This is a genomic window from Pseudomonas sp. AC172 (genome assembly GCF_979258595.1).
Genome location: NZ_OZ409868.1, coordinates 747,700 through 771,575, shown reverse-complemented (window position 1 = coordinate 771,575; position 23,876 = coordinate 747,700). Strand labels below are relative to the sequence as shown.

Annotated in this window: 21 protein-coding genes and 4 tRNA genes; 9 read left to right on the top strand and 16 right to left on the bottom strand. The window is 58.7% G+C overall.

Annotated features, from left to right (window positions below; translation table 11 throughout):
• Positions 1-26: 26 nt before the first annotated feature.
• Entirely contained in the window at positions 27-1,160 is a 1,134-nt protein-coding gene (locus ACZ0A4_RS03650; protein WP_463577483.1) for a catalase family protein, read from the top strand.
• Between the two features lie 6 nt (positions 1,161-1,166).
• Here the strand turns inward: ACZ0A4_RS03650 and ACZ0A4_RS03645 are convergent, their stop codons facing one another.
• The 5 genes from ACZ0A4_RS03645 to ACZ0A4_RS03625 form a co-directional block, all read right to left on the bottom strand.
• The gene (locus ACZ0A4_RS03645) at positions 1,167-2,534 is read right to left on the bottom strand and encodes a hypothetical protein (RefSeq protein ID WP_463573101.1); all 1,368 of its coding nucleotides are present in this window, start codon (positions 2,532-2,534) and stop codon (positions 1,167-1,169) included.
• Positions 2,535-2,738: 204 nt separating this feature from the next.
• A tRNA-Asp gene (locus tag ACZ0A4_RS03640) sits at positions 2,739-2,815 on the bottom strand.
• A gap of 19 nt (positions 2,816-2,834) precedes the next feature.
• Positions 2,835-2,910 (bottom strand) — tRNA-Val (locus tag ACZ0A4_RS03635).
• 191 nt (positions 2,911-3,101) lie between these two features.
• Positions 3,102-3,178, bottom strand: a tRNA-Asp gene (locus ACZ0A4_RS03630).
• A gap of 19 nt (positions 3,179-3,197) precedes the next feature.
• Positions 3,198-3,273: transfer RNA gene (locus ACZ0A4_RS03625), tRNA-Val, on the bottom strand.
• A gap of 159 nt (positions 3,274-3,432) precedes the next feature.
• Here ACZ0A4_RS03625 and rdgC point away from each other — a divergent pair.
• The 3 genes from rdgC to sugE all read left to right on the top strand — a co-directional run bounded on the left by rdgC (position 3,433) and on the right by sugE (position 5,900).
• Positions 3,433-4,353, top strand: coding sequence for a recombination-associated protein RdgC (rdgC, locus tag ACZ0A4_RS03620; RefSeq protein WP_127926381.1), 921 nt, complete (start codon positions 3,433-3,435; stop codon positions 4,351-4,353).
• Positions 4,354-4,500: 147 nt separating this feature from the next.
• Entirely contained in the window at positions 4,501-5,466 is a 966-nt protein-coding gene (locus ACZ0A4_RS03615) for a bile acid:sodium symporter family protein (RefSeq protein ID WP_141126814.1), read from the top strand.
• A 119-nt stretch (positions 5,467-5,585) separates the two neighbouring features.
• Positions 5,586-5,900 (top strand): quaternary ammonium compound efflux SMR transporter SugE, encoded by a 315-nt coding sequence (gene sugE, locus ACZ0A4_RS03610; protein ID WP_003223093.1) that lies wholly within the window; start codon positions 5,586-5,588, stop codon positions 5,898-5,900.
• 114 nt (positions 5,901-6,014) lie between these two features.
• On the opposite strand, the gene ACZ0A4_RS03605 is transcribed toward sugE, so the two are convergent.
• From ACZ0A4_RS03605 to ACZ0A4_RS03590, 4 genes are all read right to left on the bottom strand, one after another.
• Positions 6,015-7,889 (bottom strand): MFS transporter, encoded by a 1,875-nt coding sequence (locus tag ACZ0A4_RS03605; protein ID WP_463573100.1) that lies wholly within the window; start codon positions 7,887-7,889, stop codon positions 6,015-6,017.
• Positions 7,890-7,988: 99 nt separating this feature from the next.
• A complete protein-coding gene (locus ACZ0A4_RS03600) occupies positions 7,989-9,140 on the bottom strand; it encodes a TDT family transporter (protein WP_463577481.1) in 1,152 nt (383 codons plus the stop codon).
• 105 nt (positions 9,141-9,245) lie between these two features.
• Complete coding sequence (locus ACZ0A4_RS03595; RefSeq protein ID WP_116032295.1) at positions 9,246-9,557, bottom strand: cupin domain-containing protein; 312 nt, start codon at positions 9,555-9,557, stop codon at positions 9,246-9,248.
• 51 nt (positions 9,558-9,608) lie between these two features.
• Positions 9,609-10,796, bottom strand: coding sequence for an MFS transporter (locus ACZ0A4_RS03590; RefSeq protein ID WP_463573099.1), 1,188 nt, complete (start codon positions 10,794-10,796; stop codon positions 9,609-9,611).
• Between the two features lie 91 nt (positions 10,797-10,887).
• Between ACZ0A4_RS03590 and ACZ0A4_RS03585 the strand changes: the two genes are divergently transcribed.
• Positions 10,888-11,430: a TetR/AcrR family transcriptional regulator gene (locus ACZ0A4_RS03585; RefSeq protein ID WP_463573098.1), complete on the top strand. Its 543-nt coding sequence runs from the start codon at positions 10,888-10,890 to the stop codon at positions 11,428-11,430.
• Positions 11,431-11,652: 222 nt separating this feature from the next.
• The gene (locus ACZ0A4_RS03580) at positions 11,653-15,123 is read left to right on the top strand and encodes a hybrid sensor histidine kinase/response regulator (protein ID WP_463573097.1); all 3,471 of its coding nucleotides are present in this window, start codon (positions 11,653-11,655) and stop codon (positions 15,121-15,123) included.
• A 94-nt stretch (positions 15,124-15,217) separates the two neighbouring features.
• On the opposite strand, the gene ACZ0A4_RS03575 is transcribed toward ACZ0A4_RS03580, so the two are convergent.
• On the bottom strand, positions 15,218-16,582 hold the full coding sequence (locus tag ACZ0A4_RS03575; RefSeq protein ID WP_463577480.1) for a DNA recombination protein RmuC: 1,365 nt from the start codon (positions 16,580-16,582) through the stop codon (positions 15,218-15,220).
• A gap of 175 nt (positions 16,583-16,757) precedes the next feature.
• Positions 16,758-17,081, bottom strand: coding sequence for a sel1 repeat family protein (locus ACZ0A4_RS03570; protein ID WP_463573096.1), 324 nt, complete (start codon positions 17,079-17,081; stop codon positions 16,758-16,760).
• A 963-nt stretch (positions 17,082-18,044) separates the two neighbouring features.
• Here ACZ0A4_RS03570 and ACZ0A4_RS03565 point away from each other — a divergent pair.
• The 3 genes from ACZ0A4_RS03565 (at position 18,045) to ACZ0A4_RS03555 (ending at position 20,444) form a co-directional block, all read left to right on the top strand.
• Complete coding sequence (locus ACZ0A4_RS03565; protein WP_003214941.1) at positions 18,045-18,269, top strand: hypothetical protein; 225 nt, start codon at positions 18,045-18,047, stop codon at positions 18,267-18,269.
• Between the two features lie 274 nt (positions 18,270-18,543).
• Entirely contained in the window at positions 18,544-19,026 is a 483-nt protein-coding gene (locus ACZ0A4_RS03560; protein WP_141126805.1) for a hypothetical protein, read from the top strand.
• A gap of 146 nt (positions 19,027-19,172) precedes the next feature.
• The gene (locus ACZ0A4_RS03555; RefSeq protein ID WP_141126804.1) at positions 19,173-20,444 is read left to right on the top strand and encodes an OmpP1/FadL family transporter; all 1,272 of its coding nucleotides are present in this window, start codon (positions 19,173-19,175) and stop codon (positions 20,442-20,444) included.
• A gap of 108 nt (positions 20,445-20,552) precedes the next feature.
• Here ACZ0A4_RS03555 and ACZ0A4_RS03550 read toward each other — a convergent pair whose 3' ends face one another.
• The 5 genes from ACZ0A4_RS03550 to ACZ0A4_RS03530 all read right to left on the bottom strand — a co-directional run bounded on the left by ACZ0A4_RS03550 (position 20,553) and on the right by ACZ0A4_RS03530 (position 23,875).
• The gene (locus tag ACZ0A4_RS03550; RefSeq protein ID WP_463573094.1) at positions 20,553-21,113 is read right to left on the bottom strand and encodes a glutathione peroxidase; all 561 of its coding nucleotides are present in this window, start codon (positions 21,111-21,113) and stop codon (positions 20,553-20,555) included.
• Positions 21,114-21,167: 54 nt separating this feature from the next.
• Positions 21,168-21,290, bottom strand: a complete 123-nt coding sequence (locus ACZ0A4_RS03545; RefSeq protein ID WP_016987843.1) for a hypothetical protein — start codon at positions 21,288-21,290, stop codon at positions 21,168-21,170.
• Entirely contained in the window at positions 21,287-22,495 is a 1,209-nt protein-coding gene (locus tag ACZ0A4_RS03540) for an MFS transporter (protein WP_463573093.1), read from the bottom strand. The genes ACZ0A4_RS03545 and ACZ0A4_RS03540 overlap by 4 nt, the downstream gene beginning before the upstream one ends.
• A gap of 52 nt (positions 22,496-22,547) precedes the next feature.
• Complete coding sequence (locus ACZ0A4_RS03535; RefSeq protein WP_007919794.1) at positions 22,548-22,952, bottom strand: MarR family winged helix-turn-helix transcriptional regulator; 405 nt, start codon at positions 22,950-22,952, stop codon at positions 22,548-22,550.
• Between the two features lie 191 nt (positions 22,953-23,143).
• Positions 23,144-23,875, bottom strand: coding sequence for an adenosylcobinamide-GDP ribazoletransferase (locus tag ACZ0A4_RS03530; protein ID WP_463573092.1), 732 nt, complete (start codon positions 23,873-23,875; stop codon positions 23,144-23,146).
• Between the last annotated feature and the right edge of the window lies 1 nt (position 23,876).

The following is a 23,876-nucleotide window of genomic DNA, read 5'->3' as shown; positions in this document are numbered from 1 at the left end:
TCTCGACCTTCAAGAAAGAACAGTCGTTGCTGGCCAGAATCTGGTTATGGCTTGGACGTTTGTTTGGCAAGACTGTGCTGATAGTGCTCGCCATCGGCCTGCTCGGCTGGGCCATCGCTACGGTCTGGTTTGCCTGGCAACACCGTGGCCCGGTGTCGGCGCAAGAGCAGATTCCCACCGGCGAAGCGGCGATGACCCAGGACGTGATCCAGACCGCCGTACGCATCGTCGATCAACACCGTGAAAGCACACGCTATCTGCGCGACGCCCATGCCAAGGCTCATGGTTGCGTGAAGGCGCAGGTGCAGGTGTTGCCGGAACTGGCGCAGTCGCTGCGACAGGGCGTGTTCAGTGAGCCCGGCAAAACCTGGCAAGCGATGATTCGCCTGTCCAACGGCAATGCCTACCCACAATTCGACAGCATCCGCGACGCCAGAGGCATGGCAATCAAACTGCTGGAGGTTTCTGGAAAACAGCTGCTCGGCAACCGCCAGGCACAGCCTGAACAGGATTTCGTGATGTTCAGCCACCCGAGCTTCTTTGTCAGCGATGTCGCCGAATACCGTCAGAATGTGGCGGCCCAAGCCGACGGCAAGAAGGTCATGGCCTTCTTCCCCGGCTGGGATCCTCGCACTTGGCAGATCCGCCATTTGTTGATTGCGCTGGCAACCTTGTCGCCGCCGCCGGATAGCCCGACGGCGGCTACCTACTTTTCGGTTTCGCCCTACAAATTCGGCGAGATGAATGCAAAGTTCCGGGTAGCGCCCGATCCGGACAATTGCCCCGCGTACACATTACCCAAACAAAACCACGACCTGCCAAACTTCCTGCGCAGCGCATTGAGTCAGCAGCTGTCGACGGATCGGGTACCCGCCTGCTTCGTGCTGCAGATCCAGCGCCAGGATGCCCATAGATATATGCCGATCGAGGACACCAGCATCGAATGGCGCGAGCAGGATTCGCCCTTCGAAACCGTCGCACGGATCACCCTGCCACCACAGGATTTCGATACCCCGGCGTTGAATCTTCAATGCGATAACCTGTCCTTTAATCCTTGGTTTGGCATTGAGGCGCACCGACCGATCGGCGGGATCAACCGCTTGCGCAAAGCGGTTTACGAGGCAGTCAGTGATTATCGTCACCAGCGTAATGGTGAGTAACCGGTTTCATGATTGGGGGGCTGCCAACTGATGGCCAGACGAAGACGTTACCCTGCCAAGAGTCGGCCATTTTTTGCTCGGGACCATGACACCCAAGGTCCCGACCGCTGCAACTTTGTCGATAAACATTTGCGGGGTTATTTGACCCGAGACTATTTTCTGCTCCAGCCCTTCGTCGAACTCCGATAGCAACCCTGTTATCAGAGACGTTTCAGACTTGGCAAAGCGCAACACAGCGCCATCCGAAGTAACAAGAAACAAACGCTGATGGGGGGCTGCCAATAGTCGGTTGAGCCCGACCTTGAGGTCGGCAGGGGAGAAAAAGTGCTCATCTTCCCCACCCGGCAAAATGTTAGCGACAAATGGTTGGGTCGAGTGATAAATGCCATGCACACGAAAGTCTTTGGGCAGCATCGGATTACCATGCTGATCCTTGGGAAAAAGCGTTGCCCGGTCAAAATCGGCGTACTGGCTGAAACTCGGTGCCGTGGCGACGAACAGGTCTTGGATTTTGTGCTTGAGGATAAAGCCCATCGATTGCCGGCCGGCTGACGTCTCCCGGTGTCGAAGGCGCAGGTGATATGCGACTTCCCTGGCATCCTGACAGACCTGGCCAAAGATCGGCATCTGCGAATTCGAGGGTGTTTCCTGAAAGATGTCCGAGCGCCAGCTGGCGTTGATCACACCCCGTTTGCGCCAAAGGACACCCGACACAACCGTGAGAACCTCACCCGCCGTAACAGCCAATAGAATCCAGATACTGCTCGGCAACTGCCCTCGCCCATACATACTTTCAAACATTCGCACTGCACCACTGCGGTCTTTGGCAATTCGGGGTGCCAACTCCTTTTCAAATACCGAATTCGTTGAGGTGTACGAAAGCAAGTTGCCGTCTACTGACAGGTAGCACCTGGCGTACTGTCGACGTGTATTCATAACGTCAGCCAGGTCGGATATAGAGAAAAAGCGGTTGCGCTGACTCCACTCCGACACCGTTTCTCCGACGCCTTGATCGCTCGGGGGATGCATGCGGAACACGGCTTCGACCGTATAGCCTTGCGGAACGCTCAGTTGACCGGTTGCACTGACGGGTACGACGAGTGAAACCAGCAGTTCAGGCTGTTCGTCCTCCTCAGCTTCTTCGGCTTCTTCGGCTTCCTCAGCTTCTTCAGCAGGCGTAGCACTGGGTTCTGCGGCTTCGGCGAAGAAAAACCGACCATCTTCGTCTTTGAGGATGAACCAGCGAAGTTCGGTCCCGCGCTGAAGAATCAACACGTCGTGCAGGCAAGCTGCTGCATCATCACAGGTCAGGAAGGACGGGTTGTACGCCCGGAATATTTTGTCTTGCGACTCTTTGGAAGGGGGAGTATCCATGCGCTCGGTCTCTCGGTAGGCAATGAATCAATTCATGACGCAAAATGAGTCATGAACAACGTTGCCCATTGTCCGAAAGCGGCTTGGCTGGCAGGCACTACATAGATATATGCAGCGAAAAATACTCAAACGCCAGACAGCAAAAAGCCCGCACTAGGCGGGCTTTCTGTGGAATCTGGCGTTCAGCGTTCCAGATTCCGAATATGGCGCAGCGGACGGGACTCGAACCCGCGACCCCCGGCGTGACAGGCCGGTATTCTAACCGACTGAACTACCGCTGCGCGAAACACTTGAAACGAATGGTGGGTGATGACGGGATCGAACCGCCGACATTCTGCTTGTAAGGCAGACGCTCTCCCAGCTGAGCTAATCACCCTTCGCTTCGTTACGGGACGCATTATGCCACAAGTTTTCGTAAAGTGTTGATTTAATTGAAGTTTTTTTCAAATAAATCTGAAAACCAGTAAAACGACACATCCCGCGGGTACAACCTTGGAGCAGAAAAAAACCCGCCTTGGCGGGTTTTTCCGTGGTGACCTGGCGTTCAGTGGTCCAGGTTACCGAATATGGCGCAGCGGACGGGACTCGAACCCGCGACCCCCGGCGTGACAGGCCGGTATTCTAACCGACTGAACTACCGCTGCGCTAAACACTTGAAACGAATGGTGGGTGATGACGGGATCGAACCGCCGACATTCTGCTTGTAAGGCAGACGCTCTCCCAGCTGAGCTAATCACCCTTCGCTTCGGTGTGGCGCGCATTCTACGGAGCGACCCAACCTCTGGCAAGCACTTTTTTAAATAATTTTCTCAGGCCTTCCAAAGGCTTAGAGAAGGGTTGGCCTATCAGACGGCGAAGACAATAATGCCCCCCTTTGTATAAAGGAGAGACTCACCCCATGTGGTTCAAAAACCTGCTTATCTATCGCCTGACCCAAGACCTGCCTGTCGATGCCGAGGCGCTGGAAACTGCACTGGCCACCAAACTGGCGCGTCCATGTGCAAGCCAGGAGTTGACCACCTACGGTTTCGTCGCGCCGTTCGGCAAAGGCGAAGATGCTCCATTGGTGCACGTCAGCGGTGACTTCCTGCTGATTTCCGCGCGTAAAGAAGAACGCATTCTGCCGGGCAGCGTCGTGCGCGACGCGGTCAAGGAAAAGGTCGAAGAGATCGAAGCCGAGCAGATGCGCAAGGTCTATAAGAAGGAACGCGATCAGATCAAGGATGAAATCATCCAGGCGTTCCTGCCGCGCGCCTTTATCCGGCGCTCGTCGACCTTCGCCGCCATCGCGCCGAAACAGGGTCTGATCCTGGTCAACTCGGCCAGCCCGAAACGCGCCGAAGACCTGCTGTCGACCCTGCGTGAAGTGATCGGCACCCTGCCCGTCCGTCCGCTGACCGTGAAAATGGCACCGACAGCCGTCATGACCGAATGGGTCACCACGCAAAAAGCCGCCGATGACTTCTATGTACTCGACGAGTGCGAGCTGCGCGACACCCACGAAGACGGCGGTATCGTGCGTTGCAAACGTCAGGACCTGACCAGCGAAGAAATCCAGCTGCACCTGAGCACCGGCAAAGTCGTTACTCAACTGTCGCTGGCCTGGCAGGACAAACTGTCGTTCATGCTCGATGACAAGATGACCGTCAAACGTCTGAAGTTCGAAGATCTGTTGCAGGATCAGGCTGAACAGGACGGCGGCGATGAGGCACTGGGTCAACTGGATGCCAGCTTCACCCTGATGATGCTGACGTTTGGCGACTTCCTGCCGGCGCTGGTTGAAGCGTTGGGTGGGGAAGAGACTCCGCAGGGGATCTAACGCCTGGAGAGTTTCAAAACTGTGGGAGCGAGCCTGCTCGCGAAGGCGCAGTGACAGTTAACATTAATGTGTCTGGCACACTGCTTTCGCGAGCGGGCTCGCTCCCACAATGTTTTGTGTTGTTCATTTAATAATAAGGATCAAGCCATGCGCGCACTGGCTGCACTCAGCCGCTTTGTCGGCAACACCTTCGCTTACTGGGTTCTGATTTTCGCGGTGATTGCGTTCCTGCAACCGGCGTGGTTCCTCGGTCTCAAAGGCGCGATCGTGCCGCTGCTCGGGCTGGTGATGTTCGGCATGGGCCTGACCCTCAAACTCGACGACTTCGCTGCCGTTGCTCGCCACCCGTGGCGTGTAGCGTTGGGCGTAGTCGCGCATTTCGTGATCATGCCCGGTGTGGCGTGGTTGCTCTGCCAAGTGTTCCATCTACCGCCGGAAATAGCCGTCGGGGTGATTCTGGTCGGCTGCTGCCCGAGCGGCACCTCGTCCAACGTGATGACCTGGCTGGCTCGCGGCGATCTGGCATTGTCGGTGGCAATCGCCGCCGTCACCACCCTCCTCGCCCCACTGCTGACCCCGGCGTTAATCTGGCTGCTGGCTTCGGCTTGGCTGCCGGTGTCGTTCATGGAGCTGTTCTGGTCGATCCTGCAAGTGGTGTTGCTACCGATCATTCTTGGCGTGGTGGCCCAGCGTTTGCTTGGCGACAAGGTTCGTCACGCCGTCGATGTGTTGCCGCTGGTGTCGGTGGTCAGCATCGTCATTATCGTCACCGCCGTGGTGGCGGCCAGTCAGGCAAAAATCGCCGAATCCGGTCTGCTGATCATGGCCGTGGTCATGCTGCACAACAGCTTCGGTTATTTGCTGGGCTACTTCACCGGGCGCCTGTTCAAGTTGCCGCTGGCCCAGCGCAAGTCGTTGGCACTGGAAGTGGGCATGCAGAATTCGGGGTTGGGCGCGGCATTGGCCAGTGCGCATTTTTCGCCATTGGCGGCGGTGCCGAGTGCGCTGTTCAGCGTCTGGCACAATATTTCCGGCGCACTGCTGTCGACGTATTTCCGGCGCATGAGCGAGAAGGAAGATCGCGAGGCACTGTCGCAGCAAGCGGCCGACTGACCTCGAAACTTGATCCCCGGGTTAATGCTGGTCAAACTAGCGCGCAACGCGGGGACGACCCTGCGGCTCGATCGAGTCATTACTCTGGGGACGACCCCATCAATCGATGGAGGTTTCTCATGTCCTGGATCATTCTGTTTTTCGCCGGCCTGTTCGAAGTCGGCTGGGCCGTCGGCCTGAAATACACCGACGGCTTTACCCGCCCACTGCCCACCGTTTTGACTGTTGCGGCTATGGCCATCAGCCTTGGCCTGCTGGGCCTGGCGATGAAGGAATTGCCGTTGGGCACGGCTTATGCGATTTGGACCGGCGTCGGTGCCGTGGGCACGGTGATTGCCGGGATCATCCTGTTTGGCGAGTCGATGGCGTTGATTCGGCTGGCCAGTGTGGCGCTGATCATCACGGGTTTGATTGGCCTCAAGGTCAGCGCCTAGGCCACTAGCGTTTTCGCGAGCAGGCTCGCTCCCACATTCAATCGCGCTCCGTCAGAGGAATACGATCAACTATGGGAGCGAGCCTGCTCGCGAAGAGGCCCTTAGAATCGCCGGCTATCTTACTGCCCCGCGCAATTCCCCGACCAACACCTGCAACTGCGCCGGCTCAGCCGCTTCAACATCGACCGGCGCTCCCGCCACCAACGTCACCCGCGACCACAACCGGTGAAACAAGCCTTTGTTCGGATCGCGACTGAAGAAACTCCCCCACAACCCCTGCAACGCCAACGGAATCACCGGCACCGGCGTCTCCTCGAGAATCCGCGTCAGCCCGCCTCTGAACTCGTTCATCTCGCCATCGGCAGTCAATTTGCCTTCCGGGAAGATGCATACCAGCTCGCCGTCCTTCAGATACTGAGCAATCCGCGTGAAGGCCTTTTCGTAGATCTGAATATCTTCCTGGCGCCCGGCGATAGGAATCGCCCCCGCCGTACGGAAGATAAAGTTCAGCACCGGCAAGTTGTAGATCTTGTAGTACATGACAAAGCGAATCGGCCGACGCACCGCGCCGCCAATCAGCAAGGCGTCGACAAACGACACGTGGTTGCACACCAGCAATGCCGCGCCTTCATCCGGAATCGCCTCAAGGTTGCGGTGCTCGACGCGGTACATGGAATGGCTGAGCAGCCAGATCATGAAACGCATGCTGAACTCGGGGACGATCTTGAAGATGTAGGCATTAACGCCAATGTTCAGCAGTGACACCACGAGGAACAACTGCGGGATCGACAGCTTGGCCACACTCAACAACACGATCGAGACGATGGCCGAGACCACCATAAACAGCGCGTTGAGAATGTTGTTGGCGGCAATCACTCGCGCGCGCTCGTTCTCGGCGGTGCGCGACTGGATCAAGGCATACAGCGGCACGATGTAGAAACCACCAAAAATCCCGAGGCCGAGGATGTCGATCAGCACCGCCCAGGTGTGCACAAAGCCCAGCACTTCAATCCAGCTGTGGCCGGTGACACTGTCGGGGATTCCACCGGAATGCCACCACAGCAACAGACCGAACGCGGTCAGACCGAATGAGCCGAACGGCACCAGGCCAATCTCGACTTTGCGCCCGGAAAGCTTCTCGCAGAGCATCGAGCCGAGCGCGATACCGACCGAGAACACCGTCAGAATCAGCGTGACGACGGTTTCGTCACCGTGCATCCACTCTTTGGCATAGGCCGGAATCTGCGTCAGGTAAATTGCCCCGACAAACCAGAACCATGAGTTGCCGACAATCGAACGCGATACCGCCGGAGTCTGGCCCAGACCAAGTTTCAACGTGGCCCACGACTGGCTGAAGATATTCCAGTTCAGGCGCATCTCCGGAGAGGACGCCGCTGCGCGCGGAATGCTGCGGCTGGCCAGATAACCCAGCACGGCGATACCGACAATGGCTGTCGAGACCAGCGGCGCGTAATGGGTCGAAGACATGATGACCCCGGCGCCGATCGTCCCGGCGAGAATCGCCAGAAACGTGCCCATTTCCACCAGGCCGTTGCCGCCAACCAGTTCATCCTCACGCAACGCCTGCGGCAGGATCGAATATTTTACCGGCCCGAACAGCGCCGAGTGCGTGCCCATGGCGAACAGCGCCACCAGCATCAGCGATAGGTGATCAAAGAGGAAACCGACCGATCCTACGGCCATGATCGCGATTTCCGCGAGTTTGATCAGACGGATCAGCGCGTCTTTGGCGAACTTTTCACCAAACTGCCCGGCCAGTGCCGAGAATAGAAAAAACGGCAGGATGAACAGCAACGCGCACAGGTTGACCCAGATCGAACGGTCACCCTCGATGGTCAAGCGATAGAGAATGGCGAGGATCAGCGACTGCTTGAACACGTTGTCGTTGAACGCGCCGAGCGACTGCGTGATAAAAAACGGCAAGAAGCGCCGCGTGCGCAGCAGGTTGAACTGTGAGGGGTGACTCATCTTCCGTGTTTCCCTGATGTTTAAGGTAGAGAGGCCTGGGTACTGCTTATTGGATTATCGAACCGCGATCCAGGCCACACCTTACCTAAACTTTTCGGGTTATTTCTTCAAACCTGCGATGCACGGCGAGACGAACAGCTCGCCACGCCAGGCGCCTTGCAAGGTGCGTTTACCGACGATCAGCCACATCACCGCCAGCAACATCACCAACAGCGTGCCGACAACGCTGAAAAACGTCAGGTTCAGGGTGCTAGCCAGTTTCAAAGTGGCCAGAGAATACACACCCAACGGGAAGGTGAATCCCCACCAGCCAAGGTTGAACGGGATGCCGTCACGCAAGTAACGCACGGTGATCAGTAGCGCCATCAGCATCCACCACAGACCAAAACCCCACAGGGTAATGCCGACAATAAGCCCCAGACCCGAGGCGATTTCACCGATGCCCGGCAGACCGTTTGCCGCGAAGATCGCTGGCGCATCACCGCCTAACAGCAACATACCCAGCGCGCCGGTGCCGATCGGGCCGAGGGCCAGCCAGCTTGAGGCGGCCATGTTTTCGTGGGGCAGTTTGTGCAGGGCCATGCGCAGCAGCAGGATCGTCAGAATGCTGAACGCTACCGGCAGGGAAAAAGCCCAGAGCACGTAACTCGTCGTCAGTACCAGCAGTTGCGAGTGGGCATCGGTGAGATGCGGTGCGAGCAAACCACCGCTGGCCGCCGCCACTTCTGCTGCCACGACCGGCAGCAGCCAAACCGCAGTCATCTGGTCGATGCTGTGTTCCTGGCGGGTAAACATCATGTACGGAATCAACACGCCACAGGCCAGCGACATGGCCACATCGATCCACCACAACACTTCGGCGAGATGAATCACGCCGTCGCCCCAACGTGGCAGGCCGAACAGCAGAAAACCGTTGATAATCGTCGCCAGGCCCATGGGAATGGTGCCGAAGAACATCGATACCGTGGAGTGGCCGAAAATCCGCCGCGCCTCATCGAAGAACAAGATCCAGCGCGCAGCATAGGCAGCGGTAAACAGGCTGAACAACAGGATGTTGAACAACCACAAACCTTCGGCGATGGCGTGCAGGCCTGGAATGGCCAAGGGCAGTTGCGCCAGGGCCAACGCCAGCACACCCGTGCCCATGGTGGCGGCAAACCAGTTCGGGGTGAACTGGCGGATCACTTCGCGCGGATGCTGAAGCTGGCTGAACGGCTTGATGCCGGGTTTGGCGCTGTTGGGGCAAATCATCATGAACTCCTGTCCTCTGGTGAGGTTGAGCCCATGGTAGAACCGAATCGAATATCTATATAACGGGTAATATCTCTAACTGTTATCTGTTTTGCCAATAAGCAGTTAAACGCTGCCTTCGCTCTCGATCACCAGAATCCGTGCTGCGCCTTGCGGATGAGCAACGTGCTCGGTGCCGACGCTCGCGTAGAAGATGTCACCGACATCCAGCTGCACCTGCTTTTCTTCGCCCTGCTCGCGGTAATGCATCAGCACTTGGCCATCGAGCACCACAAACACCTCCTCGCCGTCGTTGACGTGCCATTTGTACGGCTGATCCGTCCAGTGCAGGCGCGTGGTGATGCCATTCATGTTGGCGATGTCCAGCGCGCCCCAGGCGCGCTCGGCGGTGAAGGTCTTGCTGCGAATGATCTTCATGAGTCGATCCGTGAGAAGAAGGCTGGCCAAGGCTAACCGAAACCGCAGCAGTTATGGAGCGCTGCACGCCTTCGCTGCCGAAGGACGCAGGCTGAGCAACAGTGCGCCGACAGCCAACACAATCAACACCGCACCGTAACCATCAGTGGTCGCCAGCAAACCGTAACTGCGCGACAAGTGCCCGGCGAGCAGCGCCGGCAGGCAGAACGCCAGATAACTGAGCACGTAATAGGCCGCCATCAACCCTGCGCGCTCATGTGGCAAGGCCAGTGGAACCAGACTGCGTACGGCGCCGAGAAAGCCCGAACCGAAGCCGCAACCGGCCAACAGCGTACCGAGGAAAAACAGCGACAGACTGGCGCTGTGTACCCCCAGCAGAATCAATACCAGGCCGATCGGCAGCAGGCTCGCGCCCAACTGCAACGCCCGAATCGCGGGACGATTGCGCAGCGTGAAAATCATCAATGCTCCGGTCACCGTCAAGGCTGCCACGGTTGCGCCGCCGATCAGGTTCGAGGTAGAACCGGTGGCGGTGCGCACCAGCGATGGCGCGAGGGAGGCGTAGAAACCACCGAGCGCCCAGGTTGCGGTGTTCAGCGGCAACACTCGCCACAACGTTGAACGTGCCCGCACCGGCACATGCAAAGTCGGCCGCAACGATGCCCACGCTCCGGCTTGCGGCGTAACGCTTTCCGGCAAGCGCCATACATAAATGCCCTGCAATACAAACAGTGCGAGCAGGAGCCAATAGGTCAGTTGCAACGGTGCCGGGGCGAACTCGGCCAACAATCCGCACCCCATGCCGCCCAATGCCATGCCCAGCAACGGCGCGACACTGTTGATCAACGGTCCTTGCTGGCGATCGGTGTCGAGCAATGTCGCGCTTAAAACAGCCGTGGCCATGCCGGTAGCAAACCCCTGCAGTACCCGCGCACTGATCAGCCAAATCACACTGTCGGCGTAGATAAAAAGTAGCATCGCCAACGCGTTGAGCAGTACAGCGGTGAAGATCACCGGCTTGCGTCCGACGTGATCGGACAGCGAGCCCACTGTTAATAGCGCGACCAACAGACTGAGCGCATACACGCCAAAGATCAGCGTCAGCACCGCGGCCGAGAAGTGCAGTTGATCCTGATACAGGTGATACAACGGCGTCGGTGCAGTGGAAGCGGCGAGAAAACTCAGTAAGGTGATCGCCAGAAACCACAGATTCGAACGATGTGAAACAGCGCTATTCATGTGCACACTCCGCAAAAGCTAATTTTTTGCTTTTGCAGAGTGTGCTACCGCTCAACGCTTAAAGCAAATTCTTTGTGTTAAGGTCTGCCGCATGGCTATTAAAGAAGGTTTACGCCCTGGTGGCCGCAGTGCCCGGGTGCAAGATGCAATTCATTCGGCAGTTCGCGCACTTCTGCAGGAGCAGGAGCGTTCGACCGTGACCGTCCCGCAGATCGCCGCACGTGCGGGGGTCACGCCATCGACAATTTATCGGCGTTGGGGGGACTTGTCGGCGTTGTTGGCCGACGTCGCCCTCGCCCGCATGCGACCGGACAGCGAGCCGGCGCAAACCGGTAGCTTGCGCAGTGATATTCGCGCGTGGGCCGAGCAGTACCTCGATGAGATGAGCTCCGAGCCCGGCCGCAACATGATGCGCGACGTGCAGGCGAGCGCCACGCCGGGGTACTGCGTGACGATCATTGGTGCGCAGTTGCAGACGATTGTTGAGCGACATCCCGATGAGGTGGCGCCGAGTGTCGATCGGCTGATCAATCTGGTGGTCGCGCCGGTGGTGTTCCGGATCCTGTTTTCGGCGGCGGCGCTGGAGGTGGATGAGCTTCATCGGCTGATCGAGATTGCATTGCAGCAGGACTGACGCCTTCGCGAGCAGGCTCGCTCCCATAGGGGAATGCAATCCAAATGCAGGCCTTCGCCTGCTCGCGATGGGGCCTTAAGAGTCAGCACAAAAACCACCCGGTTCTCGCCCTGCGACACCCCGCCACGCCACGACCTTGGTCGACACTGACTAACCGCCCCGCGCATGCGAGACTGTCCGCCCGGGCAGGAGTGCCGGGGAGTCTTTTGTCGGGAGTGTTGCATGTCGCTGTCCACCGGGCTGATCGCCGCCGTCGCCCTGGCCTATATGGCCATCATGTTCGCCATCGCCTTCTACGGCGACCGACGCAGCGCGCCGTTGCCGCCGCGGATGCGTGCCTGGGTGTACAGCCTGTCGCTGGCGGTTTACTGCACCAGCTGGACGTTCTTCGGCGCAGTTGGACAGGCGGCGGAACAACTGTGGTCATTCCTGCCGATTTACCTTGGGCCGATCCTGCTGCTGGTGGGCGCGCCGTGGGTTCTGCAGAAAATGGTGATGATCAGCAAGCAGGAGAACATCACCTCCATCGCTGACTTTATCGCTGCACGCTACGGCAAATCGCAATCGCTGGCGGTGGTCGTGGCGTTGATCTGCCTGGTCGGCGTCCTCCCCTACATCGCCCTGCAACTCAAAGGCATCGTCCTCGGCGTAAATCTGTTGATCGGTGCCGGGGCGGACGCCATGGGCACCCGCGCCCAGGACACCGCGCTGATCGTGTCGCTGGTGCTGGCACTGTTCACCATTGTCTTCGGTACGCGCAACCTCGACGCCACTGAACACCACCGTGGCATGGTGCTGGCAATTGCCTTCGAATCGTTGGTCAAACTGTTCGCCTTTCTCGCCGTCGGCGCCTTCGTCACTTATGGCCTGTATGACGGTTTCGATGACCTGTTCAACCAGGCCATGCTCGCCCCACGCCTCGAGGAATACTGGAAAGAAACCATCAACTGGCCGTCGATGGTGGTGCAAACCGGCGTGGCGATGATGGCGATCATCTGCCTGCCCCGGCAGTTCCATGTGACGGTGGTGGAGAACATCGATCCGCAGGATCTGCGTCTGGCCAAATGGGTGTTTCCTGCCTATCTCGCGCTGGCCGCGTTGTTTGTAGTTCCGATCGCGCTGGCCGGTCAGATGCTGCTGCCCAGCGACGTACTGCCCGACTCCTTCGTGATCAGCCTGCCACTGGCGCAGGCGCATCCGGCGCTGGCGATGCTGGCGTTTATTGGTGGCGCATCAGCGGCAACCGGCATGGTGATTGTCGCCAGCGTGGCGTTGTCGACCATGGTCTCCAACGACATGCTGTTGCCGTGGTTGCTGCGCCGCAATAACGCCGAGCGCCCCTTCGAAGTGTTCCGCCAGTGGATGCTCTCGGTTCGCCGCGTGAGCATCGTGGTGATTCTGTTGCTGGCGTACGTCAGCTATCGCTTGCTCGGCTCCACTGCCAGTCTGGCGACCATCGGCCAGATTGCCTTCGCTGCAGTGACCCAACTGGCGCCAGCGATGCTCGGCGCGCTGTACTGGAAACAGGCCAACCGTCGCGGTGTTTTCGCAGGTCTGGCCGCCGGTACTTTCTTGTGGTTCTACACGTTGATCCTGCCGATTGCCGCGCACAGCCTTGGCTGGTCGCTGAGCAGTTTTCCGGGGCTGGCGTGGTTGCACAGTAATCCGCTGAACCTGCCGATTACCCCACTGACCCAAGGTGTGGTGTTGTCGCTGGCCGGTAACTTCACCTTGTTTGCCTGGGTTTCGGTGCTGTCGCGTACGCGAGTATCCGAGCATTGGCAGGCCGGGCGTTTCATCGGTCAGGAAATCAGCGCGCGGCCGAGTGCACGCTCGATGCTGGCGGTGCAGATCGACGACTTGCTGCAACTGGCTGCGCGCTTTGTCGGTGAAGAACGTGCGCGCCAAAGCTTCATCCGCTTCGCCTATCGCCAGGGCAAAGGCTTCAACCCGAACCAGAATGCTGACGGCGAATGGATCGCCCACACCGAGCGTTTGTTGGCCGGTGTGCTTGGCGCTTCTTCGACGCGCGCCGTGGTAAAAGCCGCCATCGAAGGTCGGGAAATGCAACTGGAGGATGTAGTCCGAATCGCCGATGAAGCTTCGGAGGTCCTACAGTTCAACCGCGCCCTGCTGCAAGGTGCGATCGAGAATATTACCCAAGGCATCAGCGTCGTCGACCAGTCGCTGAAACTGGTGGCGTGGAACCGGCGTTATCTGGAACTGTTCAACTACCCGGACGGTTTGATCAGTGTCGGCCGACCGATCGCCGACATTATTCGCTACAACGCCGAACGTGGTCTGTGCGGCCCCGGTGAAGCCGAAGTGCACGTTGCCCGCCGTTTGCACTGGATGCGTCAGGGCCGCGCGCACACGTCTGAGCGGCTGTTCCCCAACGGCCGAGTGATCGAGTTGATCGGCAACCCGATGCCGGGCGGCGGCTTCGTCATGAGTTTCACCGACATCACCGCGTTCCGCGAAGCCGAACAAGCGCTGACCGAAGCTAACGAAGGGCTGGAGCAACGCGTCAGCGAACGCACCCAGGAACTGTCGCAACTCAACGTCGCACTGACCGAAGCCAAGGGCACTGCCGAGGCGGCCAACCAGTCGAAAACCCGTTTCCTCGCGGCAGTCAGCCATGACTTGATGCAGCCGCTGAACGCCGCTCGACTGTTCTCCGCCGCCCTCTCCCATCAGGACGACGGCTTGAGCAGCGAGGCGCAGAAACTGGTGCAGCACCTCGACAGCTCGCTGCGCTCGGCCGAGGACTTGATCAGCGATCTGTTGGATATCTCCCGACTGGAAAACGGCAAGATCAACCCCGACCGCAAGCCGTTCGCCGTCAATGAGCTGTTCGACATTCTCGGTGCCGAGTTCAAGGCACTGGCCCAGGAACAAGGTTTGACCTTCCGTGTGCGCGGCAGTCATTTGCGCATCGACAGCGACATCAAATTACTGCGACGGATTCTGCAGAACTTCCTCACCAACGCATTCCGCTATGCCAAAGGTCCGGTGCTGCTGGGCGTGCGCCGACGCGGCGGCGAGCTGTGCCTGGAAGTGTGGGATCGCGGGCCGGGGATCCCGGAAGATAAACAGCAGGTGATTTTCGAGGAGTTCAAACGCCTCGACAGTCATCAGACCCGCGCCGAAAAAGGCCTCGGGCTGGGGTTGGCGATTGCCGATGGTTTGTGCCGTGTACTCGGCCATACCCTTCGTGTGCGCTCATGGCCGGGGCGCGGCAGTGTGTTCAGCGTCAGCGTGCCGCTGGCTCGCTCACAAGTCGTGCCGGCCAGCGCCGCCGCTGAATTGAATGGCAAGTTGCTGAGCGGCGCGCAGGTGCTGTGCATCGACAATGAAGACAGCATTCTGATCGGCATGAACAGCCTGCTGAGCCGCTGGGGCTGTCAGGTGTGGACGGCGCGTAATCGCGAGGAATGTGCGGCGCTGCTGAGTGACGGCGTGCGACCACAACTGGCGTTGGTCGACTATCACCTCGATCACGGTGACACCGGCACCGAGCTGATGGCGTGGTTGCGCACACGCCTGGGTGAACCGGTGCCCGGGGTGGTAATCAGTGCTGACGGGCGACCGGAGATGGTCGCGCAGGTGCATGCGGCGGGGCTGGATTATCTGGCCAAACCGGTGAAGCCGGCGGCGTTGCGGGCGTTGTTGAGTCGGTATCTGCCGCTGTAGGTGGTGACTTTACTGACGCCTTCGCGAGCAAGCTCACTCCCACAAGGTTTCGGTGATCCCTGTAGATACTCTGTTCACGGTCAAGCTTTTGGGGTTATTCCGGGAGTTCGACGAGACCATCGACATCGGTCATCGCCCGTTCCAGCAAATCAGCAGGCAAGCTCTTGCTAGCCCGTGCACCGAGCAACTTGAGCTGTTCACTGCGACTGACCAGATTACCGCGCCCCTCTGTCAGTTTGTTACGCGCCGAGCTGTAGGCTTTATCCAACTGTTGCAGTCGATTGCCGACCTCGTCGAGATCCTGAATAAACAGCACGAACTTGTCGTACAGCCACCCGGCGCGCTCGGCGATTTCCCGGGCGTTCTGACTCTGGCGCTCCTGCTTCCACAGACTGTCGATCACGCGCAGCGTCGCCAATAATGTGGTCGGGCTGACGATGACGATGTTGCGGTCGAAGGCCTCCTGAAACAGTGCTGGCTCAGCCTGCAACGCCGCCGAAAACGCCGCTTCGATCGGCACGAACAGCAAAACAAAATCAAGGCTGTGCAGGCCCTCCAGGCGCTTGTAGTCCTTGCCGGCCAGGCCTTTGACGTGATTACGCAACGACAGCACATGCTGCTTGATCGCGATCTGCCCGAGAGTGTCGTCGTCGGCAGCCACGTATTGCTGATACGCGGTGAGACTCACCTTGGAGTCCACCACCACTTGCTTGTCGCCCGGCAGATAAATGATCACGTCAGGCTGGAAGCGCTCGCCATCCGGGCCTCTGAGGTTGACCTGGGTCTGGTACTCGCGGCCCTTCTCCAGACCGGCGTGTTCGAGCACACGTTCGAGAATCAACTCGCCCCAGTTGCCTTGGGTTTTCTGGCCTTTGAGGGCACGGGTCAGGTTGGTGGCTTCGTCGCTCAGACGCAGGTTGAGCGCCTGCAAGCGCTCCAGCTCCTTGGCCAGCGAGAAACGCTCGCGGGCCTCGGCCTGATAACTCTCCTCCACGCGTTTTTCGAAGGACTGAATGCGTTCCTTGAGCGGATCGAGCAACTGACCGAGCCGTTGCTGACTGGTCTCGGCAAAACGCTGCTCGCGCTCATCGAAGATCTTCCCGGCCAGCTCGGCAAACTGCGCACGCAGTTCATCTCGCGAGCCTTGCAAGTCGTTGAGGCGTTGCTGATGGCTTTCCTGTTGCTCGCGCAGTTCGGCGTTCAGTGAAGCGGCCTGTGCGTCGAGGCGGCGCAGCTCGGCTTCTTTGTTCGCCCGTTCGAGGTTCCAGGCATGGGAAGCATCGCGGGCGTCGTCACGCTCGATCTGCAGCAGTTCGACTTCCCGGCGCAAAGCCGCCAGATCCGCCTGTTTGGCGGCGTTCGCCTGGCCAAGATCAGCGACTTCATCGCGGCTGGCGTCGAGCTGCGCGTTGAGCCCGTCCTGTGCCAGTTGTGCCATGGCCAGACGCTCTTCGAGCAGGGCGACCTCCGCCTGCCCATTGCTCGCCCGGCGTTGCAGTTGCCAGGCCAGCGCCAGCAGTGGCAATCCCGCCGCTGCAAGCCCCAGCAATACGCTGGTCAAGTCCATCGCCATAGCCATTCCCGCCGATCTTATAAAGCCTGAAGGTTAACCAAGGTGTCAGGTCTTGGACAGCTCAGTCTTCGAGCAGACCGAGTTCCTGCCGCGCGCGACGATCGCCGGCACGGGCGGCCTGGCGCAGCAGATCCTGACCGATGCGACGATCCCGTGCGTTACCGCACTCGCGGCACATCAGTTGGCCGAGTCGGCTTTGCGCAGCCACCACGCCATCACGCGCCGGTTGTTTGAGCAGGCGGCCAGCAAGGTGTTTGGCGTTATGACTGTCGCTCAGGCGCGGGCTGTCGAGCAGCCATTCGGCAACGCGAACGGAAAATCGCTTGAGCGAGGTAACAGGAAGAGTTTGTGAGGTAACAGAGTCTGATACTGAGCGAAACTTCATAAAGCACTGTGGGACGAATCGGAAGGCGCGCCACTGTACTCTCTTTTTCTTACAGGTAAAGTCGAAAAACAACCCGGCACGCCCGTCCTAGAGCAAGCGCTCGGGACAATCCACAGAAGCTGTGGATAACTCAGTGGACAACCGCCCTCCAACCCTCGCAAAGCCTTATGGAATGGGGCTCGCAGTCAAACTGACGATTTTTTCACCAACAAAAAAAAGCGATGTTTTTCATTGACTTAAACTTTCGATGCAGGCAGCCACTGGAGTCAGGATTGGTATGACAGCGCTGTTACAGCTTGCGCAACTAATGTGCACAAGTACCTGTTACCTGGTTATATCTATGCGCTTTTTCGGGTCGTTTCAGGGTCAGGGTTGGGGATAAGCCGGTCTATCGCGCGGCATGATGAAGATATCTTCACCGACCGACGGTCTGAAAATGCGCCAATTGCGGGCAATTGAGCAAACAGGAAAAGCAGGCACAATCTCCGGCTGCAACCTTTTTCTACACGAAGTTTGCTTTACCCGTTTCGATCCGTTAGTATCCGCGGCGTTAGTACCAAGCTGAAAGTCAATTCCGGTCGAACACATCCCCACGGTCAGCCTTCTACCAAGAAGCCCTACCGAAAAAAGCGGGAACGACCCCTCGATGGTTTCCAGGTAAATCTTGCGACGACACTGCCTTCGAATGATGCGAAGGGTGTTGCGAAGAACACTTACTCTGACCGAACCAACCTGCAAATTGATCAGGATCTTCACCCCGGGCCCAGAACCTTTGCCCTCGTTGTGATGCCTGCCCTCCTAAGTACCTACCTGCCAGCCCAAGCGCGCCAACTTATCAGCGCTTCAAACTGGCTGCTTTGTTCCAGTCGGGTTCTTCGTTCGACCAATGGTGGTCGACGTTACTGGAACGTTTTAACGTTGCACGGTTCTTATCCGTGTCATTTGTAGGAACACCTAATAACTATGTCTACTCAAATCCATACTCAGGATGCCATTCGCACCCTAACCAACGCTTTTGCACCAATGAACTGCCTGATCATGGCCGCTCGCAAAGGCTGCTTCAGCTTCACACTGGTCAACGAACACGGTATCGCCCGCCACAGCGAGCGCCTGTACCCCGATCAGTACTCCAGCGCTGAACCGCTGCAGGCCGTGATCGATCGTACCCGTCAGGCACTGGTTGCCTGAAAGCCGAAAAGGCTGCAAAAGCAAAAGCCCCGCACAAAATGCGGGGCTTTTTATTGCCTGATGTTTCACTTTTAGCCGCCGGCGCTTAAGTACCAACGGATATAACGGTTATAACTCGAAGCCGGAAATATTTTAAAAACAGGCCTTTACGTCGCGAATATGACACTACACTTCAACTCAAGCGGCGTGATCCGCTTGCGGCGAGCCTGAACCGATCCACAGCTGCCAAGCCCCCCTTCAGGACTCGCCATTAATAACAAGAACCGAGGGTTTTATGGGTATCGCTGCCAGCGAACTGTGCCGCTACGTGATCCGTCCTACGCTGATCTACCTGGGACGTCACAGCGCGACTGCCGAATCTCTGCTGCTGGGCATCGCCGCCAGTCAGTCAGCCCTGGGTTCCGCCCTGCATGACCGCCGTGGCCACGGCCTCTACCGCATCGCCGAGCATCGCCATCAAGCCCTTTGGGATGATTACCTGGCACTCGATCCGGAACGTGCCAGCCTGGTACGCGGACTCGCCAGTCAACATGCGTTCCTGACCGGCCCGCACCTGGAACTGACAGTCAATCTGCGTTACGCCACGGCCATTGCCTGGCTGCTGGTGGAAGAGCACAACCCCACACTCCCCGATTCCAACGATTTGCTGGGAATGGCGCGGATCTGGCGTCAGACTTTTCAACCCCAAGGTCGTCTACGCGACTTCACTTACGCTTGGCACACCTGTGTTTCAACGGTGAATCAGGTCGCTTGCTGAACATCCGGTTTCAGAAGATCTGCCAACAGGTCGCGAATCTGGTCGGATTGTCCTACAAAACCGCTCTAACTCAAGGCATACGGACTATAGCGCTGGGACGAAAATCTTGGTAATTTTCGCCCCGGTGATCACCAGGAGTTCTAATAATGAAAAAAGTCATGCTCAAAACCACCCTTAGCCTCGCCGTTACCATGGCATCCACCCAGATCTTCGCAGCTGGCTTTGCCATCAACGAACACAGTATCAGCGGGATGGGCACTGGTTACGCTGGGCGATCTTCTTCTGCCGACGACGCAAGCACCGTTTATGGCAACCCTGCCGGCATGTCGCGCCTCAAGCGCGAACAAGTCACTGGCGGCGTTGCATTCCTCGATGCAAAAACCGATATCAGCGATGGTAGCTCCAGCCCTAATGGCGGCAGCAACAAAGGCGACATGGTGCCCTTCACCTCCGTACCTATGGGCTTCTACGTCAAACCGATCGATGATCATTGGGCATTCGGCCTCGGCGTCTACGTGCCGTTCGGTCTGATTACCGACTACGAAAAAGGCTTTGCCGGCCGTTACTTCGGCAGCAAGTCCGAAGTACAAGTGATCACCTTCCAGCCAACCGTCAGCTACGCCTTCAACGACAAGGTGTCGATCGGTTTCGGTCCGACCATCAACCGCATCGACGGCACGCTGGAATCCAACCTGTCGATCACCCAGGCCGCGCCGGATGGCAAGGTCAAGATCAAGGGCGACGACACCGCGCTGGGCTACAACGTCGGTGTGCTGGTACAAGCCACTGATACCACGCGCCTGGGTCTGACTTACCACTCGAAGGTCGACTACAAGCTCGAAGGCAACACCAAGGTCAACTACGGTGTGCTCGGTGCGATCGGTCTGGGCGCCAACCAGAAGTACGACGCTTCGCTGAAGATCACCACGCCTGAATCCATCGACTTCTCGGTCACCCAGGCGATCAACGATCGCTGGAACGTTTACGCCGGTTCGACCTGGACCCGCTGGAGCCAGCTGGAAAAAATCACCGTCAAGAACTCTGGTGTGCAGCCTTTGCTGGCCGGTCAGTTCGGTGAAATCACCGAAGACCAGAACTGGCACGACTCCTGGGCTTACGCTGTGGGTACTTCGTACCAGCTGAACAAGGAATGGGTACTGCGTACCGGCCTGACCTTCGACCAGTCGCCGACCAACAACGTCGACCGTTCGCCACGCATTCCTACTGGTGACCGGACCATCTTCAGCATCGGCGCCGGCTGGAGCCCGACCGAAGACCTGACCATCGACGTTGCCTACTCGTACCTGAAGGAAGAGTCGGTCAAGATCCGCAACGAAAACGATCGTGGCCAGACCTACGATGCCAAGTATGAAAACTCGGCAAACGGTTTTGGTGTCGGCGCGACCTACCGCTTCTGATGGTGCACGGCGAGGCTCACCCCTCGCCCACAAAAAAGCCCCGCTCTCTTTGCAGAAAGCGGGGCTTTTTAATGCCTGTTCAAACACCACTGTTCCAATGTGGGAGCGCTAGGGTTCAAGGGGTTTCGAGGCGATAGCCTTTTCAATCGCAGCGATAAACTCCGGATCATCAGGCTTGGTCAGGCTGGAGAAATTGGCGATGACCTTGCCTTGGCGATCGACCACATATTTGTAGAAATTCCACTTCGGTGCGCTGCTCTGCGCGGCCAGCACCTGGAACATATGCGTCGCGTCATCACCACGGACTTTCTGCGGCTCGGTCATGGCGAACGTCACGCCGTAATTGGCGTAACAGACCTTGGCGGTTTCGGCGCTGTCCTTGGACTCTTGCTTGAAGTCATTGGAAGGGACACCGAGCATTTGCAGCCCTTGCCCCTCGTAACGCTTATGCAGCGCCTCGAGGCCTTCGAACTGCGGAGCAAAACCACAGAAACTCGCGGTATTGACCACCACCAATGGTTTGTCAGCGTACTGCTGGCACAGATCGATGGATTCCTTGGCCCGCAACTTGGGCAGCGAGCCTTGCAGCAATTCGGGACAGTCAGCCGCTTGAGCCAAACCAGTCAGCGCCATCAGCAACGCGGGAACAGCACACCAGCGCATCAGCATGTCGAGCATCCTTGAGCAGTCGTCAGACTTCGACGTTACTCGCCAGGCCTCGTTCTAGCAAATGCTCATGCCCAACTGCATCAGCGCCAGACCACCCTGATGCCAGCCCCACCACACCAGCGCCAGCAAAGCAGCGCCGAGTGCGCTGATGACGATACGTGGCCAGAGTCGACTCATGCGGCGCTCGCAGCGGCTTGCAGGCGCGCGACCGGACGCTCACGCACCGGCCAGTTCAGCGCGGCCGCCAGCAGACTCAGCAGAATCGCTACTTGCCAGATCAAGTCATAACTCCCGGTGCGGTCATACACCACCCCGCCCAACCAGCCGCCGAGGAACGAGCCTAACTGATGGAACAGGAACACGATGCCCCCGAGCATGGACAGGTTTCGCACGCCAAACAAGGTCGCCACCGTACCGTTGGTCAACGGCACCGTCGACAGCCACAGGAACCCCATGGCCATGCCGAACAGATACGCCGACATAGTCGTCACCGGCAGCCACAGGAACAGCACGATCACCACCGCACGCAACAAGTACAACGCTGTTAGCAGACGCGGTTTGGACATACGCCCGCCGAGCCAACCGGCGGTGTAGGTGCCGAAAATATTGAACAGGCCGATCAACGCCAGCACCGTCGTGCCAACGCTGGCTGGCAGATGCTGATCGACCAGATACGCCGGTAGGTGCACGCCGATGAACACCACCTGAAAACCGCACACGAAAAAGCCGAATGCCAACAACCAGAAACCCGAATGCGAGCAGGCTTCGCGCAACGCTTCGGACAGGGTTTGTTCATGCCCAAGCACAGGCAACGGCTTGTCCTTGAGCATGCTCACCAGCGGCACGATCAGTGCCACCAACAGGCCCAGCACCAACAGCGCAGCTGACCAACCGAGCCAGCCGATCAGACCCAGCGTGCCCGGTAACATGGCGAACTGGCCGAAAGAACCGGCGGCACTGGCAATGCCCATGCCCATGCTGCGTTTCTCTGGCGGCACGGCACGCCCTACGACACCGAGGATGACCGAAAACGAAGTACCCGAAAGGCCGATACCGATCAGCAGACCGGCACTCAGTGACAGCGTCACCGCCGAATCGGACAGGCCCATGCACACCAGACCCGCCGCGTAGAGCACCCCACCGATGAGCACCACTTTTGCCGCGCCAAAGCGGTCAGCCAATGCGCCGGTAAACGGCTGCGCCAGGCCCCAGATCAAATTCTGCAAAGCGATGGCGAAAGCAAACACCTCGCGTCCCCAGCCGAACTGCGCGCTCATCGGCGACAGGAACAGACCGAAACCGTGCCGCACGCCCAATGACAACGCCAGGATCAGCGCACTCCCGACCAACACCCAAACGCACGTACGCCACATCGATGTCATTGTTGTTCTCCGCTTGCGGGTATATACCCGCTTGAGTTTGGAAAAACCGGCCTCAGGCCAGTTCATCCAGCAATCTGAGCAAGGTTTCGCGCTTCTCGGCACCCAGTCGGTCGATCAACCGCTGCTGCGCCGCTTCCCAGGCCGGCAGTGCCGCTGCCAGGCGTTGCACACCGGTTTCGGTGAGTTTGACGATGCGGTTACGCATGTCCTCGCCTTCGGCCAGCGCCACCAGCCCCTCGCCTTCCAGCACGCGCAGATTGCGCCCGAGGGTGCTGCGATCCAGGCCCATGGCTTCAGCCAGTTCCGAGATGCTCGGTTGGTCCAGACGCTGCAGGTTGCACAGCAAAGAATACTGGGCAACGTTGATCCCGAAGCCGTCGAGAGCGCCGTCGTAATGCCTGCTGACGCCACGAGCGGCGCGACGCAGGTTGGTGCACAAACACTGAGAAGGAAGCATGATGCGTGTATATACCCGCGACTGTGTTAAATCAAGTTACAGATGAGTTTACCCAAAACATTTGTGCTGCCGGTGAGGCTGCCTTCGCGAGCAAGCTCGCTCCCACAGGAGATCGCATTTCAAATGTGGGAGCGACGGTGCGACGATTCGACTTGCTTGCGAAGGGGGCCTGCATGACCGATAAAAAACTGTCAGACCAAAACCAATCCAACCAACACCACCATCTCCAGCAATTCCAGCAACGCCCCCGCCGTATCGCCTGTCGTCCCACCCAACCGCCGCATCATGACCTGCCGCAACCAGATAAACACACCCAGCGAAATCACCAACGCGACGAACGCGGCAAACCCGGCAATCAACACGCAAGCCAGCGCACTACCGCCGAGCACCCACCATCCGGCCTTGCGCGGCAAATGGTCCGCCAACGCTTGCCCCAATCCGCCCGCACGCACATAGGGCGTCGTCAGAAACAACCCCAACAGCGCCGCCCGTCCAAGCAACGGCACGATGATCAACGCGATTCCATGCCCCTGCTCGATCAACGCCAGCAGCGCAGCAAACTTGAGCAACAACACCAATACCAGCGTGACCACCGCAATCGGCCCGCTGCGCGGGTCCTTCATGATGGTAAGCGTGCGCTCGCGATCACCGAAACCGCCGAGCCAGGCATCGGCGCTGTCAGCCAGACCATCAAGGTGAAGTGCGCCGCTGAGCAGCACCCACGCCGTCAGTAACAGCGCCGCGTGAAGCAGCAATGGCGCACCGCTCAAGGCGAGACTCAGCGCCCACAGGATCGCCCCGAACAGCAACCCCACCAGCGGATAAAACAGCAGCGAACGGCCAAGCTGTTCCGGCTCGGGCATCCCCGGCAAACGAATCGGCAGGCTGCTGAGAAATTGCAGAGCGATCCACAGCGGCAACATG

What these genes read in the sequence shown, in the direction of transcription:
- ACZ0A4_RS03555 (WP_141126804.1), top strand. Translation starts at nt 19,173, where the DNA reads ATGAAAAAAGTCATGCTCAAAACCACCCTTAGCCTCGCCGTTACCATG.
- ACZ0A4_RS03580 (WP_463573097.1), top strand. Translation starts at nt 11,653, where the DNA reads ATGTCGCTGTCCACCGGGCTGATCGCCGCCGTCGCCCTGGCCTATATG.
- ACZ0A4_RS03565 (WP_003214941.1), top strand. Translation starts at nt 18,045, where the DNA reads ATGTCTACTCAAATCCATACTCAGGATGCCATTCGCACCCTAACCAAC.
- ACZ0A4_RS03530 (WP_463573092.1), bottom strand. Translation starts at nt 23,875, where the DNA reads ATGTTGCCGCTGTGGATCGCTCTGCAATTTCTCAGCAGCCTGCCGATT.
- ACZ0A4_RS03535 (WP_007919794.1), bottom strand. Translation starts at nt 22,952, where the DNA reads ATGCTTCCTTCTCAGTGTTTGTGCACCAACCTGCGTCGCGCCGCTCGT.
- ACZ0A4_RS03600 (WP_463577481.1), bottom strand. Translation starts at nt 9,140, where the DNA reads ATGATTTGCCCCAACAGCGCCAAACCCGGCATCAAGCCGTTCAGCCAG.
- ACZ0A4_RS03645 (WP_463573101.1), bottom strand. Translation starts at nt 2,534, where the DNA reads ATGGATACTCCCCCTTCCAAAGAGTCGCAAGACAAAATATTCCGGGCG.
- ACZ0A4_RS03595 (WP_116032295.1), bottom strand. Translation starts at nt 9,557, where the DNA reads ATGAAGATCATTCGCAGCAAGACCTTCACCGCCGAGCGCGCCTGGGGC.
- ACZ0A4_RS03615 (WP_141126814.1), top strand. Translation starts at nt 4,501, where the DNA reads ATGCGCGCACTGGCTGCACTCAGCCGCTTTGTCGGCAACACCTTCGCT.
- ACZ0A4_RS03540 (WP_463573093.1), bottom strand. Translation starts at nt 22,495, where the DNA reads ATGACATCGATGTGGCGTACGTGCGTTTGGGTGTTGGTCGGGAGTGCG.
- ACZ0A4_RS03590 (WP_463573099.1), bottom strand. Translation starts at nt 10,796, where the DNA reads ATGAATAGCGCTGTTTCACATCGTTCGAATCTGTGGTTTCTGGCGATC.
- ACZ0A4_RS03570 (WP_463573096.1), bottom strand. Translation starts at nt 17,081, where the DNA reads ATGAAGTTTCGCTCAGTATCAGACTCTGTTACCTCACAAACTCTTCCT.
- ACZ0A4_RS03605 (WP_463573100.1), bottom strand. Translation starts at nt 7,889, where the DNA reads ATGAGTCACCCCTCACAGTTCAACCTGCTGCGCACGCGGCGCTTCTTG.
- ACZ0A4_RS03550 (WP_463573094.1), bottom strand. Translation starts at nt 21,113, where the DNA reads ATGCTGATGCGCTGGTGTGCTGTTCCCGCGTTGCTGATGGCGCTGACT.
- ACZ0A4_RS03585 (WP_463573098.1), top strand. Translation starts at nt 10,888, where the DNA reads ATGGCTATTAAAGAAGGTTTACGCCCTGGTGGCCGCAGTGCCCGGGTG.
- ACZ0A4_RS03560 (WP_141126805.1), top strand. Translation starts at nt 18,544, where the DNA reads ATGGGTATCGCTGCCAGCGAACTGTGCCGCTACGTGATCCGTCCTACG.
- sugE (WP_003223093.1), top strand. Translation starts at nt 5,586, where the DNA reads ATGTCCTGGATCATTCTGTTTTTCGCCGGCCTGTTCGAAGTCGGCTGG.
- rdgC (WP_127926381.1), top strand. Translation starts at nt 3,433, where the DNA reads ATGTGGTTCAAAAACCTGCTTATCTATCGCCTGACCCAAGACCTGCCT.
- ACZ0A4_RS03545 (WP_016987843.1), bottom strand. Translation starts at nt 21,290, where the DNA reads ATGAGTCGACTCTGGCCACGTATCGTCATCAGCGCACTCGGCGCTGCT.